Origin of the sequence: Luxibacter massiliensis (genome assembly GCF_900604355.1) — a bacterium.
GTDB classification, from domain to species: Bacteria; Bacillota; Clostridia; order Lachnospirales; family Lachnospiraceae; genus Luxibacter; species Luxibacter massiliensis.
The window spans coordinates 570,679-587,805 of the sequence record NZ_UWOE01000001.1 but is presented as its reverse complement, the minus strand read 5'-3'; the positions used below and the strand labels follow the sequence as shown (position 1 = coordinate 587,805).

Sequence of the window (17,127 nt, the reverse complement as noted above, 5' to 3'; positions counted from 1 at the left end):
TTCCTTTCTCTCATGAAATTCCGATTCCAATTAGTACTGACTCACTAGTTCCATCAATCTTTATAAAATCTTCTAACTCATAATCAGCGGTTCCGCCATGTGCCGTCGCATCGTAACCTAATGCAGTGGCTGCAAGAGATATATTTTGCACAATTTCCCCACTCTCTATCATTATAAATCTATATGCCCTCTCTCCATATTTAAAAAAGGCTCTATCAAATATAGCTGTAATCACAAAAACTATTGATGCGTGTTCTAACCCTATTGTTGATGTAAATAAGGTTTCTAAATTAATTTTTTCACTTCTCATTGTTTCTAGTTGATGTTTAAAGCTACTATAATGGTATAATCCATGTGGTATTTCTGAATCCACAGATAACATATAAATTTCACAAGGATACAAAGCACCAGCTGAAGGAACACTTCGACGTATATTTTTGCTATCTATAATTCCATAGGCGGCCCAGCATAATGTCGAAATATCATTTAAAGTCAATTTAATGTTATCAGTCTTGGTATTATGTGATTTTCTACGAATAATACAGTTATAAAGAGAATCCTCTATCTTCTCCACCTTTGGTAAACTTATCTTTTCACAAAGCGGATAATTTTTTTCCGAATTACGTATTGCTTGTGAAAATGTCTTATTCATTACTAGGGATGATGCTTGTATAATGCTCTCTTCTGTCAGCACTGTGGATAGCTTAGAATTTATATGGTATTGTTTTGCCAGAGATTGCTTATTACATTTTTTGTTTGCATAATAATTTGCCAATATGCGGACATTTGCTTCATTCATTAATTATCGCCTCCCTATTTACCCGACATAAATATAAATCTTGGATATACATTATAGGTTTCACGCTAGAATCAAACGCACATTTAACACTATATATACCACTTTCAAAATTATCACCGCATAACAAAAAATCTGCTTTAAAATTCTCACCCATATTAAAATAGAGACTTCTAATTACCTGATACTTAGCTTCAATACCATTATTAACTTCTTCTATAGATTTTCCCACATCTACAAGAAAATTCCTTTGTTTTCCTATATCTACTACAGCTATATTTACTATCCAATCATATTTTTTATATGTTGTATAACGTTCAAGTGTAATTTCTTGGTTCTTTATCGCACTTTCAATACATACTTTTTTGGCACTATATATTCCACTTTCTAGATCACAACCAACTGTCCAGAAATAATCTTTATCACAGCGTACTTGCTTTATATACATTTCCTGTGCAAAATATCGAGCCAAATATTGTTCTACCGCTTTATTTTTAGCAGCCTCTGCTGTTTCTCCATACCCAATTATGCCACAGATCTCGGGTGATGCACTTCCTATTGCGGAATAAATAAAAACATCACTTGCATAGTATGTATTCAGCGGTATCAGTTTTTGTATAATACCATATTGTTCATCTACTATTCTTTTATATATTTCCTTCATATTTTCCGCCCACATTCAACCAATTATTACTTTTATATTTTTCTTCTTTAGTTTGACATACTTGACAATTTAAATCCTTTGTAACAGGATGCCATTCTATTTCATCATTATAAAAATCATATTCTAAAATATTATTAATTATCTTTAAAGCGTTCTGATTTTTCTCTTTTCTAATTAAAAACTTTAAAATGTGTAATTGAGCTATCTTTACTCCAGTTTTGATTGTTATATCCGGTATCTTTTGTTGGGAAGCTGGAAAGTAAGAATTTATTTGTCTATATTCTGTATTATTTTGATTTCGTATCATACTTAAATAGATACAATTTAAGCACGGCGTCATATGAGGTATAACTAGTGGCCCCACAGAAATTTTAAATGGTTCCAAACGAATTATAAGAAAAGGAATTTTTTTAATAATTAGTTCAGTATTAAATGACAGCATTGACAACATATTATCCTCACGCCCGACAATAATTCCAAAATTTGCACCCTTTTCTTCTACGATAAAATTATCAGATAATTCTTTTTTTACAAACTCTTTTAAGTCGTAATCACTAAATAAAGTAATTTTCAAATTTTTAATAGCTTTATCTAAATTATTCACATTAAATCTGTATCTTTTTTCAAAGCATGTCCATTCATTACTTCCACTTTCCAAACCACCAATCATCCTAATAAAACAGAAAAACTTATTAAACTCGGTATCTGAATTAAACTTTTCTTGCAAAGCATCCAAATTCATCCTATTATGTTGAATGATATTCCAATACCGTTCTTGAGTATTTACGTCAAGATCACATACTTCAATTAATCGTCCATTAATCTTAAAAAACCCTCGCCCTTCAACATTTTTCCATTGTATATTACTATTTAATACCATATCTTCCTCCTAACTTTTACGGAAACGGGTGCGGAATAATTCTATTCTGCTCCGCTCCAAATATCTTGCCTATTGTATGAAGTCTTTCGATATTTTCAACTCTTCTATTAATATGACCAAATGTCATGGGTAAAAATCCAGGCACAAGTACTTTTACACAATATAGACCTCCCTTTTTTAGTTCCTCAGCCGTTTGATTTATAACAATCGTCTCAAAACCCTGATCTCGTAAAATCCCTACCAATTTTTCAAATACTTTATCTAAAGTGCTAATATTATCAAAGATTGTTTTCGGAATACATTCCCAAAGTAAGCGCAAAATATTAATGCGGTCGGATACAAAATTACTCCAGCCCTTTGCGAGTTGGAGTAATTCACTATAATTCACATGCGATTTTTGATAGATTGGAGTTTTTCACTCCAAGGTGCCAGCTCTGCCAGCTGTTCATCGGTCATATCTTTACTTGGCCGGTGCTCCAGTAAAAATTTAAGATATCCATAAATATTCAGATCGTATGCTTTTGCCATCTCAACCATTGTGTAGACTACCGCACTGGCATTCGCTCCGTCAACGGAATTGCTGAAGAGCCAGTTCTTCCGGCCTACTGCGAATGGACGAATTGCATTCTCACTGAGATTATTGGTAAAGCTGCACCGTCCGTCTTCCAGATAAGTCTCCGCTGTATCACGTCGGTTAAGAACGTAATTCACGGCTTTATCCATCCGGGTATTCCGGACGGGCTTCTGCTGATCGAGCCACGACCAGAAAGCCTCCAGAACGGGTTTTTCCTTCTCGAGACGCAGCTGCTTCCGCTTTTCATAATCACCGGGATACTTTTTGTTAATGGAGTCCTCAATGGCGAACAACCGGTTGCAGTACTGGACGCCCTGCACTGCCGGCTGGCTGTAGTCATACTGTTTTCCTTTGGGAACGGCGTCGATAAAGTATCGACGGATATGCGCCCAACAAGAGCAGCGTCTGATCCTCGGAAGATTGTTGTATCCCTGATATCCATCCGTTTCCAGGTATCCGCTGTAGCCTTCCAGAAACTCCCTTGCATGGCTGCCACTCCTGGTAGGGGAATAGCCATACAGGATGATCGCCGGAAGTCCATCCTCGCCGCTTCGGAACAGCCACATGAACGACTGGGTCTGGGCCTGGCGCCCTTCCTCTTTTAACACCTGGACCCGTGTCTCATCTGCCATTGCAAAACTGCGCTTCAGCAGCTCCCGATGAAAGTAATCATACATCGGCTGGAAATAGTTCTGCGAACAGTAGATGATCCAGTTGGCAAGGGTGGTCCGGCTGATCTGAGCCCCATACTGCTTCCAGTCTTTTTCCTGCCGGTAAAGGGGAAGCCCGTTGGCATACTTCTGGTACATGGTCCATGCAACAGTGGATGCTGAGGCAGGACCTTTCCCAACCAGAGCCGCCGGAACCTGAGACTTTATGATCACAGGCTTTTCCGTATCGCCGAGTCCTTCCTTGCAGGATGGACATCCGTAACTCTGGCTGTAGTATTCGATCACTTTACAGGTGGCAGGAATGAATTCCAGTTCCCGGCGGACATACTCCTCACCGATCAGGACCATCTGTGTGCCGCATACCGGACAGATCTGTTCTTCTTCGGGAAGAGGGATCACTACTTTTTCAACCTTCAGGCCTTTGAAGAGATCCTCGTGGGTTGCCTTCTTTTTACGGGTATGTTCCTTGATCACAGTTTCTACTTCCAGCAGGGATGGATCCTCTTCCACTTCCGCTTCATCGAAAAGGTTCTGTTGTCCCGGAATATCATCGGATCTTTTTTCGCTGGATGAGCCGAAAAGCTTTTTGGTCAGATAATCTACCTGTTCCTGAAGCGCTTTCTCGTGACTGGATTTTTCGTCAATGATAAGACGGAGAGATCGGATCAGTTCAGTCTGTTCGGATACCATTGTTTTCAGTTGTGATACCGTATCTTTCAGCTCTCTGAGCTGGATATCTTTTGCACTGGAAGCCATCGTTTCCCTCCTCGGTTCTGATACCTTTATTATATCAGAAACGGGGCTTTTACTAAAGGAAAATAGCTCCTGAAAAATGCCGAATCTACAGGGGATTTCCGTATTTTTCTGTGCAGGATTTCTGCTAAGATCCAGATGATTTTTTACTCTGCTTTGAGGGCTTTGGGCTGGTCAATATCGATCCCGGACATCAGCCAGTCAAACTCCCGCCAGGAAAGGTTCCGGACTTCCGACTGCTTCCTGGGCCATTGATAGCCGCCGCGGACAGACAGCCGCTTATAGATCAGAACGAAGCCGTCCGGTTCACGGAACAAGGCTTTGATCCTGTCCCGTCTTCTTCCGCAGAAAAGGAAGAGAGCACTGGACGAGGGATCCATCTTAAGCTGGTCCTCGATAACGGCACAGAGTCCGTCAATGGACTTCCGCATATCGGTGTAGCCGCAGACAATGTAGATCTTTTCAAGTCCGGAGATATCCCCTAACATGAGATCTCCTGAATCAGGCGGAATATCCTGGTGAGCAGGACCGGATCTGCATCATTGCTGATGTGGACTGTGATATCCTTCATGGCAACTTCGATCGTATGTGAATTGTCAAGGTGCGAGTTTAGCATCTGTGATGCTGTATGCTGTTCCGGGATGTGATCCGGAACAATGTCAATGGGGACCACGTCCTGTTTCGGGCGGGGAACCGGAGAATGACCATAATTCGCTGCTGGGATCTGATCCGCTGCCGCTTTCCGGCAACGGCTGACCCAGTTGTAAAAGGTGCTTACTGCAATGTCGTTTTCACGGCACCAGTCAGCATCTGTCATGCCGCTCTGGCGGCATTCATTGATAAGCCTGATCTGTTCCGCCATCGGAACACGGGCTTTGCGAGTACCTGCCATAACCTATCCTCCATAATTGTAGTGAAATAGTCTAAATATCTTTCGACTCTACAATTATAGGCAAAACTTGAGGATCAGGAAATCCGCAGGAATATTTGGCGCTTACTTCCCAAACATATCTATTTTCTCTCAAAAGAAATGAGAAATGCTGTTCCATTTTTTTCAGTCCGTAAAGCAAACTATGATCTTCCATAGTTCTTACCAACATAAAATCTGAACTCATTCTCTCCAATTCATCTCTTCTTACTTTAAATTTTTGGTTCAATGCAGGATAAATGTCACATAATTCATGTAACGCATTCATGATTGCTTGTTTCCATGTTATTGCTATTCCTGCAGCACACATAAGATTCATATTACTTTCATCCGATTCTTTCAGACTTTTAGCAACGACAAGCACCAAAGGAATATTTATATCTAATCGCATATCAAACACATGTAGCTCATATGAGAAAAGATATTCAAATTTCAATTTCATCAAAAGAATTTCCTGACTTTTCAGCGCCGCAAAATCTAGCTCTTTCAATGATATTTGGTTATACCATACATTTAAAAAGGCATCTCTCTCTATAACCTCCAGCAAACCACTTAAACTTGCTTCCTTTAACGTCCCACCTACGGCACACCCATTAGATATTTCATATACAAAATTACTATAATCATTATCTCTCAATCGTAATCCATAATAAGCTATCTTTTCTGGAACAAGCCTTACTTTTAAAAACGTTGCAGAAACTCCATATACCCATTTTAATTTTTCTTTTTTATCAAACTTTTTAAATACGCAGTTCAAATTCTCATATTGCTCATCTGTATGCATTCCCAGCTTTAATGGATCAATCGCAATTAACGGATCAATTTCATCATAGCTACTTACTATACATGTCCTCTTCCCCCTCGGCTCTAAACCACAATATCTTTCTAATGCCTCTAAAATTGCTATTGCTCTACTTTTTGAATAATCATTAGTACGCCCTACTCCAACCTCATCTTTTCCCATAATAGACGGTAAATTTGCAACCGCTACAGCAAATGGTGCTTCTACATCATCCAAGACATAATTAATAACCCCGATTTCTTCATCTACATATAATTCCATTAATTTAGGTAATACTTCGTCCAAAGAATATTTTCTAAACTTTTTTTGCTCCTTCTTTAATTCCTCTAAATCCTTATTCGCATTAACTCTATCATCATTTTCAAGACTTCCACAATGTTGGCAAGTTGAAACAGGCAATAATTGTTTTTCCGTAATAACCATCTTATTCTTTTCTATGACCAATATTTTATTTTCAAGTATAGTAATATATTTTTGTATAAACTTCGTAATATACTCATGCACAGCCAATGGTATCTCAAATTCGCTACTGACATTACTTATTGTGGACATGTGCATTAATTCCTTACTATCTTTCTTGGTTGTAATCCACCTTTTAAATAAGCAATTTATACATCCTTTATCATTTTTGTACCTAAAGTTTGATACAAAAATGTAATTAAAAATGCTCCATATATACATATATTTTTGTTTATTATCCAAATTTTTTTCTATTTCATTAAACTCCTCTAAATTTAAACCTTTATAAAATATGATAAGCAAAGAAGAATTATCAAGTGTGCTTAGTTCCTTTTTTGTTACTTTTTTGTATTTTTTTAAGTCATTGTTTCTAATTAAATCATCAACCTCTTTATATTCCCCATAAATATAAATTACATTAATCAATATATTCTCCCTACCTTTGTAATTACATATAGATTATTTTTTTCTATACATTCTTCATATATTTTATTGTTAAAATACTTTGTTATATTTTCATTTTTACACTCTTGAATCATCCAACTATAAAATGGAACTTTACTTATCTTCCGGTTTAAACAACTCATAAATAAACTATTGTAAGCGCATATTATTGCAGATTCAAATGAGAGGCCAATTCCCACTTGATAATTCTTATTCCACTTTATTTGAGCTAAAACTACTCCGGAATTTAGAATTAAAGACGCATATCTTATATTGATACTATGATTAATCAAAATGTTTTCGTAGTATTTTACTCTAGGATTTTTTATAAAAGATATTTTACTTTCCTTAAATGTCAAATCCAGAGGCAATGTTTTATATATTTTCTTTAACACTCCATAAATGGAAATATCTATAGTAACATTATTTTTTTCCTCATCGATTAAAGTACAGACTATTTCTTCATTATCTTTTAACAAATACGAATATTTCTCCTCAAAAAAAGTGATAACAGCATTTTTTTGTGCTTGCAAATGCGTTTCTCCACAAATAGTTAATTTAATCTCATTAATAAAGATATTCCATTTTGATAATCCTATTTGACATAGATTACTCCTATCTAAAATACGTCTGGAGTACCATTTTTCATTGTTCTCAAAATAGTTCAATATACTTCTAGAATCTTCGATATATGGTTTACTTACACTTGATACTTCTATAAGATTATCACTAATTTTTAAAAACTTATTCTCAAAAAACTCACTGTTATTTGATGCCCAAGCCACTGTTTTAAATATTGTTTGAGGAATATCAATTATATTTTCTGCTTCGATTTTAACCTTATACCTATTTAATTCAAAAAACTCCTTAGGATTTTTAACCGGAACAATAATATATGATTGATCTTTTTTACTGATAGCATAGACCTTACTATTCACTAAGCACAACCAAATATGGTCATATATATCTTTCTTTTCTTCTTCCCTTTTAATCCATATATGGTAAAGTTCTGTATTTTTTTCTATCTCAAACTTCATAGAGTCTTCCTTAACTTTTTTGAATCTAGCAAACTTTCTATTTATCATCAACGAAATTACCGCTAGTAATTGCTTTCCATATAGAGTGTTTTGGCACATATTTATATCTATTAAACTTATTTTTCTTCTTTCTAAATAAGCAAAAACCTTTCTAGCTTCTGTGAGTTCTATCTCAAAATATCCTTTATTATTTCTTAAAATTATTTTCTTACCATCTAAAAAAGCATATGTATCTATATTTAAAATAATTTTATTTTCTTTATCCATATTATCTCCTTATTGCAAAAAGACTGCAGATATTTGAAAAGCAATTTGCTTCTTCCAATATCCGCAGCCTCTTGCTACTAATTTCTCCTCAATTAGCTATGTCGTACAGCAGCTACATGTGCAAGTACATGTGGTACAAGAAGCGCCCATAATTTGCTTAGCATCTTCCTCCGTCATGCTTTCCGATACCATCATATCGGATACTTTAAGTTCTTCAATCTCTAATCCTTCAATTGCCTTTTCAAATTCTGACATTGCTGTTCACCTCCTTAAAAATTATATTTATTTAGAAGTAGTTAAACTACATCTAAAACGCATTCATTTTTATAAAACCACTATATCATCCAAATTTATTTTTTATTTACCTTATTAAAGATCATCTTTATTATGTACTAAATAACAAAAGGATTGTTTGAATTACAAATATTACGAACCAAAACTTTTTCATTTTCTATGAATTCAATTGTTTCTTCAACTTTACATTTTTCATTATGTAAAAACACACGTCCGCCATTCAGATCCCCTAAATTCTTCATATTATAAACCCTTACATAACCCAATTTATAAGAAGCGAAATAACCTGTAGTACATTCAGGATCATCAGAAATACAAATTTCTCCAATTATTCCTGGCGCATATGCTACTTTGCTGGCTAATACAATTGCTTCTGCAAAATGATCTTTGGGAGCTGCTATTGGTACTTCACTATCCAGATATGTTGCCCGTATCCCCCTCGTACGATCTTTTTCCAATTTTGTGCCTGTCTTTATCCCTAATAATGTAGCTCCTCTTAATTCATAACTCTCTCTCATACTTTTCCACACCATCTGAGTATTAAAAACACCTATAAAATGCAAAATTTTATTTATATATTTTCTAGCTTCTTCAGTATCATTTGCTTTAATTTCATATACGGGCAATGCATCTATTCTTTTTATAATGTTATCTTCAATTTTTTCAACTTTAATACTTATAAAATCAGCTTTTCCTCTTGTATGCGTTAATGCACGTCTTACTAAAATAGAAAGATTTGATTCTAAATCTTTTTCATTTACTATTTTTTCTGCACCTGATATATGTTTAGACTTATTCTCAATAACCGCACTACTTCTCATTTTTATGCTATACATATTGCCCCTCCTTATATATACATATATACCACTATTTCTTTTATTTTTTTTTAATATGATGAATTTACTCTTTTAAAAGTTGAATTTTATCTTCAAGCCAACGCTAATATTCATCCTCTTTTACTAGATAAAGTTTTAGAGCATTCTACTCTTTGATTTTAATTTTATAAATAAAATCAGGACTTAAAAATTTATATAACAAAAAATGACCTGCTCTTGAAATGTACTTCCAATGCGGGTCATTAACAACTTCTCTATATACTTTATACACATATTTTCCTATCAGTTGTGTTCTCTGTACCTATATTCTCCTTTTCTCTCTTTGTATATATTATACACACATTGATACTATACTGCATTGTAGGAAACCTAAAATCATTCCATATCTGAATACTTGAACTGGAGGATATATCCCCCTTCCGGCAGTACGCCAAACACCATCGGATCCGATGTTACTTTCCCAATGTGAATACCCTCAATGGTCAGTAGAAGCTGATCTCCTGTGCAAGTACCGTATCCTAAATGACTCTTTACAACATCTCATTTCCAACAGTAATTTGAAATGGCGACACCGCTCTGATCCTCACTTCCATTTTTACCAAAACCTAAAATGCCCATTTCGTCAAGCCACTGTATAACTGTATCCGCCGCTCCAAGAACATCTTCGGCTTCTATGGCAAGTTCTGGGACGACCTCCGTCCCCAACGCTGCTCTCCCTTTATTTTCATGTTTTCCCAACCTTCCAGTTCCTTTTGAGATTAAATGCATCCAAATAGTAAAATTAACAGAAAACAGCGCCTGGCGACATATAGTAGACGTAATACTGCCCAAATCTGCCTCTTATATCTGTGTATGCTCAACACTCGAAAGCGCTCCATTGTCATATGCCAAAACACTTTCCTTCAAACGCAGTAAACCATCTTGTACCATACTTTTGGGACAGGCAATATTCATTCTCAGGAAACCCTCACCATTTCGGTAGTTATTTCCATCTGAAAGATAAAGTCCTGTTTCCCTGCGTATGAAATCACAGAATTCTGTGGAGTTTCCCATGATTCTTCTTATGTCCAGCCACAGCAGGTAGGTTGCCTCTGCTGAAAAAACTTTAATCTGTGGAATCTCCGCATGGATATAGTCCTTAGCAAATCTTCTGTTCACCCACAAATATTCCCTTAGCGCATCCAGCCACGGTGCGCCCTGCTCAAAAGCTGCTATTGCCGCATCTATTGCAAATACATTTGGTTCTGCCACTTCGTCCGTATTCAATCCACGGTTTACTTTGTGCCGGATTGCCTCATTTGGAACCATTACAGCGGCTGTCTGCAGTCCAGCCAGATTAAATGCTTTGGTGGGCGCCAGACAAGTTATGCTGTTCAGCCTACATACCTCAGATACCGATGCAAAGGGAATATAACTGCTTCCCGGTTTTGTCAGATCACAATGAACCTCATCGGATATTACAAGTACATGATATTTCTCACACAACTCCCCGATCTTCTTCAATGTCTCTTTATTCCATATCTTCCCAATAGGATTATGGGGATTACATACAATCATAAGGGTAGTTTGGGGATCAGCCAGTTTCATCTCCAAATCTGCAAAATCAATCTGGTATTCCTCTCCATCCAGACGCAATTTATTCTCCAGAATATTCCGTCCGTTATTTACGATAGAATTGAAAAAGATATTATAGACTGGCGTCTGTACTATTATATTTTCACCGGCTGTTGTCATCTTCCGTACAATACTCGAGATTGCCGGCACAACACCGGTGCAGAAAATCAGCCATTCTTTTTCCATCTGGAAATCATGGCGTTTTTTCCACCAGCCGCTGACTGCCCGATACCATTCCTTGGGCACCACTGTATATCCAAAAATGCCATGCTCTGCTCTTTCCTTTATGGCAGATACAATTTCGGGGGCTGTCCTAAAGTCCATGTCTGCCACCCACATGGGCAATTCTCCCTCCAGAACATCCCATTTCATAGAATTTGTTGTTCTCCTGTCCCAAATGGTGTCAAAATCATACGGCATCTCTCATTCCCTCCCTTAATACAATAGACGTATTTTGGGGGTTGACTTTTGTCCGCTCTATAATTAATTCCCCTATATTATCTGCCTGGATCACTCCGGCAGATGGATTCATAACACTGCCAATGTTTCCATTAATCTGTACATCTACAGTTGAATATTCAAAGGCAAGTGTAGTATTCATCAGCCTGCAGTTCTTCATAACAAGATTTTCAATATAACACATCCCCTGCAGACTTTCTACCGTACAGTTGACCAGTGTCAGGTTTTTTGCATTCCACCCCAAATATTCCCCGGAAATAAAAGAATCATAAATGGTTACATTCTCGCTGTTCCAAAAAGCATCTTTGGACAACATTTTTGCATGATGGATTTCCACATTTTTTGCCCCGTCAAAAGGATAATTTCCATTCAGTGTAAAGTCCTGTATTTTCATATCATGGCTGTTCATGGCAAAATAATCACCCTTAGCAGACACCTGTTCCATATATACTGTATTACAGTTCCACAGTGTCTCAGCAGCATTTGGCATTGTTACATTTTTCAGGGTGACTCCCTTTCCCCTTCGAAATGTCTTTGGCGCTTCAATTACAGTATCTTCTACTGTAATATTGTCAGTATACCAGATACCGGCTCTCCCCATTTCAAATAGAGCGCAATCCTTCATATAAATATTTTTACTATACCAAAGCGGATATTTCCACTTGAACATGCTCCCATATAACCGAATGTTACAGCTCTCTTTCAGAGGTGATTCACCATCTGCAAAAATAGTATCCCTGATTTCCAAATCCCTTCCCTGGAAAAGCGCCCTTTCACCGGTTAAGTATTGCTGTATGATTTGCTTCATTGCTATCCATCCTCTCATGCTTTCTTTGATAATATTTTAAAATATTCCGTAGATTTCATCATACTTTTTTCATTCAGTGGGTGACGGGCCCTGTCCTCTTTCCCGGACTCTTTTTATTTCACCTTGTCTATCCTGAGCCTCCCCTTCAGGCTGCTGATATCATCCAGGCCCGAAACAATCTGTCCCAGCTCATACAAATCCCCGTTGGGACTATAGGCATCATAAAACATAACAACATTACCCCATGGAGCATAATAAGCAAGTGTTCCCAGATTCATTTCTGCAATAGGCGTATCCGACACATCCAGCTTCCCAGGGGGATAAAATATCTTTTCATTGGTGCTGAAATCATCCACATCTACTGTCAGCGGTAACTGTTCATATAATGCTGATGCAGCAGGACTGCCGTTTAATTCAAAAACAAGTGTTTCACCACTCTCTGTCTCCACTGAAATTTGTTGGTTCATATTCCCCTTCCCCTCCCTATGCTGCTTCCTATAACCAATATCTGAAATCCACTCAGAAACCCGGTTCTGTGAACTTGTCACTTCCTGGCGGTACACTCCCAGCACATTTTCTTCTACCTCACAGTCCTCTGGCAGGGACTCTTCTATATCCTCTGCGCTTCGGGCGATTCCCCCAGTCCCATGGGTACAAAACAGAACAATCTTTTTTCCAGACAAATCATACTCTTCGATAAAGCTATGGATTGCCATGGGACAGCTGTACCACCAGTTTGGATAACCGATAAACACTGTATCATACTGCGATATATCGTTAATATGGTTTTTTAACCCCGGACGTGCCTCCTCTGTCAATTCATCTGATGCCCGCTCCATACATTGGCCGTAGTCACTGGGATAAGATTCCTCCACCTGAATGGAAAACATATCCCCGCCAACTTCTTCCTGAATCCATGAAGCGATTCTCGCGGCATTGCCAGGCGGTACAAGACTTGCGGAAGCAATGGCATCCATCTCATCATACGCGCCAGAATCCCCCACCGATTCATAATGGTCCAAGGCCGCACTAAGTGCCCCCTCAGGATCCTCTACAACCGTGTTATCTGCCCATGTAAAATAAGCAATCAGAATATTTGCGTCCTCACTTTGCACAAAGGCTCCACTCTCCGAGGCAGCATCCAGATTCTCCTCCAGTGACGTTTTCACTGAGTCAGAAATCTTTACCTGCGGCTGTTCAGACGAAGAACGGCCGGAGCACGCAGCAAGTGTCAAGAGCAAAGAGCATACCAGACATAAAGCCATATATTTCCTCAAATCATGTCCCTCCCTTCCTCCCATTTTTTATTGTTTCGTCACCCCATCTATGCAGGAGATAGCATTCAATGTCCGAGGAAAACCGATCAATGGCAGGCACTGCGTCATAGCCGCAATGAGCATCTCCCGAGTATTCCCCACACTAATATTTGCTTTGGCATGTGCTTTTGCCTGAGGCTCACATCCCCCCAGGCAGCAGATTGCACAGAAGGTAATTAGTTCCCGCATTTTAAGGTCTAATGTTCCTCTAGTATAAAAATCCCCAAAACACCATGCAGACAGGTAATCCTGAATATGCTTTAATTCCTCCGGCGCTGCGCTGCGCATAGCATTAATGTTTTCTTCCCCGAAAATTTTCTGCTGCACGGCAAGTCCTTTTTCCAACCTGCTCTCCTCTGTAACCGTCCCCTGTTTTTCTGTCATATCAGATACACCTGCCTGGCGAAATGCACGGTTCACTTCCACCAGCGCACACCGGACCTTTTCCATTCCAATATAGGGGGCACATTGATATACAGTTTCCTTGATTTCTTCCGAAGCTGCGCCTGACTGTAGTGCAGCCAGTGTATATGCGGCGATAGACGAATACGTCTGGCAGGTAATCAAAGCGGTCAGCATTACCAATAATTTCTGTTTATCTGAAAGGCAGTTTTGTTCCAGTACATCACCACACACAAAATTTCTTGCTATCTCCTGAAATTCGGGATCAGATACACAATCTTCAAAATATTTCCCCTGAAACCATTTTTCATTGTTCTGTTCTGCGTCTATCTTTCTACTCATGTCTTTAATCCTCCTAATATTCTTTCACAAACATAACCTTATCCTGCATTTTGTCCATATGCTCTGACCACTTTTCTTTCGGTACATCCTCAACGGATACAGACACATATTTTTCTTCTATTTTTAACTCTTCTGCCAAAAATTTCTGTACTTTCTGTGCAATTATAAGCTTCGCCCCTTCATCCCGCCCAGGGATCATGGTAATATCCACATGTGGCATTATTTTCCCTCCTTCAAATTGTCTGATTTCGTATTTTGTATCTCAAATAATCCATCCGGTCTAACTGTTTCTCCCGGAAATGAATTTCATCCAAAGCCTTATTTCTTTTTTCCTCTAACATTCTGAGTCTCTCTGTCCCAGAATTTTCATGTTCCAAAAGCAGCCTCATATAAATTTCAATCTCTTCTGTATCAAACCCAATATCATGCAGTGTCATTATCAAGCTAAGTTTTTCCAAATCAGAATCATCGTACTGCCATGTACCCATAACATTTTTCACTGCCCCGCACAATCCCCAGTTTTCATATTCTCTCAGAATTTCAATTGGAATCTTATACTGTCTGCTTGCTTCATCAATGGTCATATCTTCACCTCTTTCCATAAAAAATGTACTGTTATATAGAAAATAGCAAGTGCTTTCTTTACACTTGCTATTTTATACCTCTGACACACGGGTGTCTAATGCCTATATTAAACTTTGAAATATGCCTATTTTGTATTTCTCAAAAATCCCAATTTTTCGTGGTTTATAAATATCCTCTTTTTTCTAATGTATAAAGAATATTTCTTCCCTCATCAGTCCCCTCGATAATTCTTCTGGCCCTGATGCTGTCGCCTATGCTGAGTATTTCCACCTCATTTTTATCAGAAAATATCTCCTGGATTTTCGGAAGCACCGGAGATTTCGATTTCATCCCCAGACAGACAAATCCATAGTCAAAGGGAAGAACCTCTTCCCCTCCAGGCGTGTTTACCAGAAAAGAATCCTCTCGCACTTCTCTCAAGGCAGTTTCCGGCATCTGACGGACCCCGTATTTCTTAAGCAGCGCAAAGGTTCCGGTCTTTGACACCGGATCGATCCCGCTGCCAATTTCGGGAAGCATTTCCACAATAGACACTTCTGCACCTCTCGGGGCGAAAAATTCTGCCACGTCAAGTCCCACCGCTCCGCCGCCAACTATAGCCACTTTCTTTCCTTTCATATTTGAGGGATAATTCTGAATATTCTCAATCATATCCAGAATCGAATACACCCTGCCGCCCTCTTTTCCCAGATTTTCATGCAAACCGGGAATCGGAGGCAAAAGCGGCTCGGAACCTGTGGCATTTACGATAATGTTCGGTTTTAAATTCTGTACAAATCCAGCATCCGCCTCCATATTTGTAAATACAAACAGATTCTTCAGTTTCTCTGCACGGTGGATTAGATACGCCGGAAAATCGGCAAGCCGCTTTTTATCCGGAATCCGGGATATTTCTGTGGCAAGTCCGCCAAGATACGGTTTTTTCTCAATTAAAAATGTGGTGCAGCCTACCTCGGCCGATGTGCAGGCCGCTTCCAGCCCCGCTGTTCCTCCGCCGATCACGACCACATTACACGGTTTACTGATTTTGCTTCTTTTATATCCATCTCCCTGGGTGACAGACGGATTGACCGTACAGCGGATAGGCCTGTTGATGCCAATCCGGTTTCCCGCACAGCCGATATTACACGAAATACATTTGCGGATGTCGCATACATCTCCAAAATCCACCTTATTTACCCATTCCGGATCTGCAATCAGTCCCCGTCCCATTCCGATAATATCCGCGTCTTCCTTTTCCAGAATTGCTTCTGCCACCTTGGGATCCCGGATATTTCCGGTAGTTACGCAGATTTTATGGTATTTGTCCCTGACAGCCTTTGCCATATAGGAACGCCATCCGTCCGGAAAATAATTGGCGTCAATCTGATATTGGATTGAACTGTTCAGTCCGCAGGATACGTCAAATACATCCACTTCTTTTTCAAAATACTGCAGATACTCCAGTGTGTCTTCCAGTGTATTTCCTCCCTCTGCTTTCTCATCCGCGCTGATCCGTACAAAAATTGGAAAAAAAGGCCCCACCTGAGAACGCACCTCTTCCACCACCAGTTTTGCAAACCTGGCCCTGTTTTCGGCGCTTCCGCCATATGCGTCTGTCCTTTTGTTCGTAACTGGAGAAAGGAACTGGCTTAAAAGATACGAATGTCCAGCATGGATCTCCACACAGTCAAATCCCGCAATCTGCGCTCTTTTTGCCGCCTCTCCATATTTTTTCACAATTCTTAGGATCTCTTCTTCCGACAGGGGCCTTGGAATGTCACCGCCTGTTTTCGACGGAATGTCAGAGGCTGAAACGGGCTGCATATTCGTTCTCGCCGACTGGGCGGAAGCACCCGCATGATTGATCTGGATCCCAATGCACACCCCATGCTTATGTACTGTTTCCGTTAATTTAAATAACCGCGGGATAAAGTTATCATGGTCAATTCTAAGCTGCGTCGTTCCGTTGGATCCCTCCGGTGAATCCACGCTGGCATTCTCCACTATAATCAGGCCAGTGCCGCCTTTTGCCCTCTGTTCATAATAATTGATATGCAGAAAACTCATTTCTCCGCTTTCTTCCCCGTAATTTGTGCCCATCGGAGTCATCATAATCCTATTCTTTATGGTCATCCTCCTGATTGTTAGTGGCTCAAAAATCTTTTTATATTTGTTTCTCACAATATCACCTGTTCCCATACAGTCCTGTGTATT

General features: G+C 38.9%; 19 protein-coding genes. All 19 read right to left on the bottom strand.

Annotated elements, in window-relative coordinates:
- Window positions 1-10: 10 nt before the first annotated feature.
- The 19 genes from EFA47_RS02950 to EFA47_RS02860 all read right to left on the bottom strand — a co-directional run bounded on the left by EFA47_RS02950 (window position 11) and on the right by EFA47_RS02860 (window position 17,094).
- Window positions 11-799 carry a SagB/ThcOx family dehydrogenase gene (locus EFA47_RS02950; RefSeq protein ID WP_122641939.1) on the bottom strand — a complete coding sequence of 263 codons (789 nt, stop codon included), beginning with the start codon at window positions 797-799 and terminating at the stop codon, window positions 11-13.
- Window positions 792-1,460 carry a hypothetical protein gene (locus tag EFA47_RS02945; protein WP_122641938.1) on the bottom strand — a complete coding sequence of 223 codons (669 nt, stop codon included), beginning with the start codon at window positions 1,458-1,460 and terminating at the stop codon, window positions 792-794. Before EFA47_RS02945 ends, EFA47_RS02950 begins: the two co-directional genes overlap by 8 nt.
- Entirely contained in the window at window positions 1,444-2,340 is an 897-nt protein-coding gene (locus EFA47_RS02940) for a TOMM precursor leader peptide-binding protein (RefSeq protein WP_122641937.1), read from the bottom strand. Before EFA47_RS02940 ends, EFA47_RS02945 begins: the two co-directional genes overlap by 17 nt.
- Before the next feature lie 16 nt (window positions 2,341-2,356).
- The gene (locus tag EFA47_RS02935; protein WP_164689908.1) at window positions 2,357-2,728 is read right to left on the bottom strand and encodes a YcaO-like family protein; all 372 of its coding nucleotides are present in this window, start codon (window positions 2,726-2,728) and stop codon (window positions 2,357-2,359) included.
- Complete coding sequence (gene tnpC / locus EFA47_RS02930) at window positions 2,725-4,341, bottom strand: IS66 family transposase (protein WP_122641480.1); 1,617 nt, start codon at window positions 4,339-4,341, stop codon at window positions 2,725-2,727. Before tnpC ends, EFA47_RS02935 begins: the two co-directional genes overlap by 4 nt.
- A gap of 143 nt (window positions 4,342-4,484) precedes the next feature.
- Window positions 4,485-4,826 (bottom strand): IS66 family insertion sequence element accessory protein TnpB, encoded by a 342-nt coding sequence (tnpB, locus tag EFA47_RS02925; RefSeq protein ID WP_072524981.1) that lies wholly within the window; start codon window positions 4,824-4,826, stop codon window positions 4,485-4,487.
- Entirely contained in the window at window positions 4,820-5,230 is a 411-nt protein-coding gene (gene tnpA, locus EFA47_RS02920) for an IS66 family insertion sequence element accessory protein TnpA (RefSeq protein ID WP_122641481.1), read from the bottom strand. Before tnpA ends, tnpB begins: the two co-directional genes overlap by 7 nt.
- Window positions 5,231-5,261: 31 nt before the next feature.
- Window positions 5,262-6,953 (bottom strand): TOMM precursor leader peptide-binding protein, encoded by a 1,692-nt coding sequence (locus EFA47_RS02915; RefSeq protein ID WP_122641935.1) that lies wholly within the window; start codon window positions 6,951-6,953, stop codon window positions 5,262-5,264.
- Window positions 6,950-8,275, bottom strand: coding sequence for a hypothetical protein (locus EFA47_RS02910; RefSeq protein ID WP_122641934.1), 1,326 nt, complete (start codon window positions 8,273-8,275; stop codon window positions 6,950-6,952). Before EFA47_RS02910 ends, EFA47_RS02915 begins: the two co-directional genes overlap by 4 nt.
- Window positions 8,276-8,371: 96 nt before the next feature.
- On the bottom strand, window positions 8,372-8,530 hold the full coding sequence (locus EFA47_RS02905) for a thiocillin/thiostrepton family thiazolyl peptide (protein WP_122641933.1): 159 nt from the start codon (window positions 8,528-8,530) through the stop codon (window positions 8,372-8,374).
- A 137-nt stretch (window positions 8,531-8,667) separates the two neighbouring features.
- Entirely contained in the window at window positions 8,668-9,405 is a 738-nt protein-coding gene (locus EFA47_RS02900) for a 6-carboxyhexanoate--CoA ligase (protein WP_122641932.1), read from the bottom strand.
- A 540-nt stretch (window positions 9,406-9,945) separates the two neighbouring features.
- Window positions 9,946-10,143, bottom strand: a complete 198-nt coding sequence (locus EFA47_RS02895; RefSeq protein WP_164689907.1) for a hypothetical protein — start codon at window positions 10,141-10,143, stop codon at window positions 9,946-9,948.
- A gap of 102 nt (window positions 10,144-10,245) precedes the next feature.
- Window positions 10,246-11,439, bottom strand: coding sequence for a MalY/PatB family protein (locus EFA47_RS02890; protein WP_122641930.1), 1,194 nt, complete (start codon window positions 11,437-11,439; stop codon window positions 10,246-10,248).
- Window positions 11,429-12,286 (bottom strand): DUF3737 family protein, encoded by an 858-nt coding sequence (locus tag EFA47_RS02885; protein WP_122641929.1) that lies wholly within the window; start codon window positions 12,284-12,286, stop codon window positions 11,429-11,431. The genes EFA47_RS02890 and EFA47_RS02885 overlap by 11 nt, the downstream gene beginning before the upstream one ends.
- Window positions 12,287-12,399: 113 nt before the next feature.
- Window positions 12,400-13,563 (bottom strand): flavodoxin, encoded by a 1,164-nt coding sequence (locus EFA47_RS02880; protein WP_164689906.1) that lies wholly within the window; start codon window positions 13,561-13,563, stop codon window positions 12,400-12,402.
- 27 nt (window positions 13,564-13,590) lie between these two features.
- Window positions 13,591-14,346: a carboxymuconolactone decarboxylase family protein gene (locus EFA47_RS02875; protein ID WP_122641927.1), complete on the bottom strand. Its 756-nt coding sequence runs from the start codon at window positions 14,344-14,346 to the stop codon at window positions 13,591-13,593.
- Window positions 14,347-14,359: 13 nt separating this feature from the next.
- Window positions 14,360-14,566 carry a tautomerase family protein gene (locus EFA47_RS02870; RefSeq protein ID WP_122641926.1) on the bottom strand — a complete coding sequence of 69 codons (207 nt, stop codon included), beginning with the start codon at window positions 14,564-14,566 and terminating at the stop codon, window positions 14,360-14,362.
- 13 nt (window positions 14,567-14,579) lie between these two features.
- Window positions 14,580-14,930, bottom strand: a complete 351-nt coding sequence (locus tag EFA47_RS02865; RefSeq protein WP_122641925.1) for a MerR family transcriptional regulator — start codon at window positions 14,928-14,930, stop codon at window positions 14,580-14,582.
- Window positions 14,931-15,093: 163 nt separating this feature from the next.
- Entirely contained in the window at window positions 15,094-17,094 is a 2,001-nt protein-coding gene (locus EFA47_RS02860) for an oxidoreductase (RefSeq protein ID WP_122644383.1), read from the bottom strand.
- Window positions 17,095-17,127 lie beyond the last annotated feature (33 nt).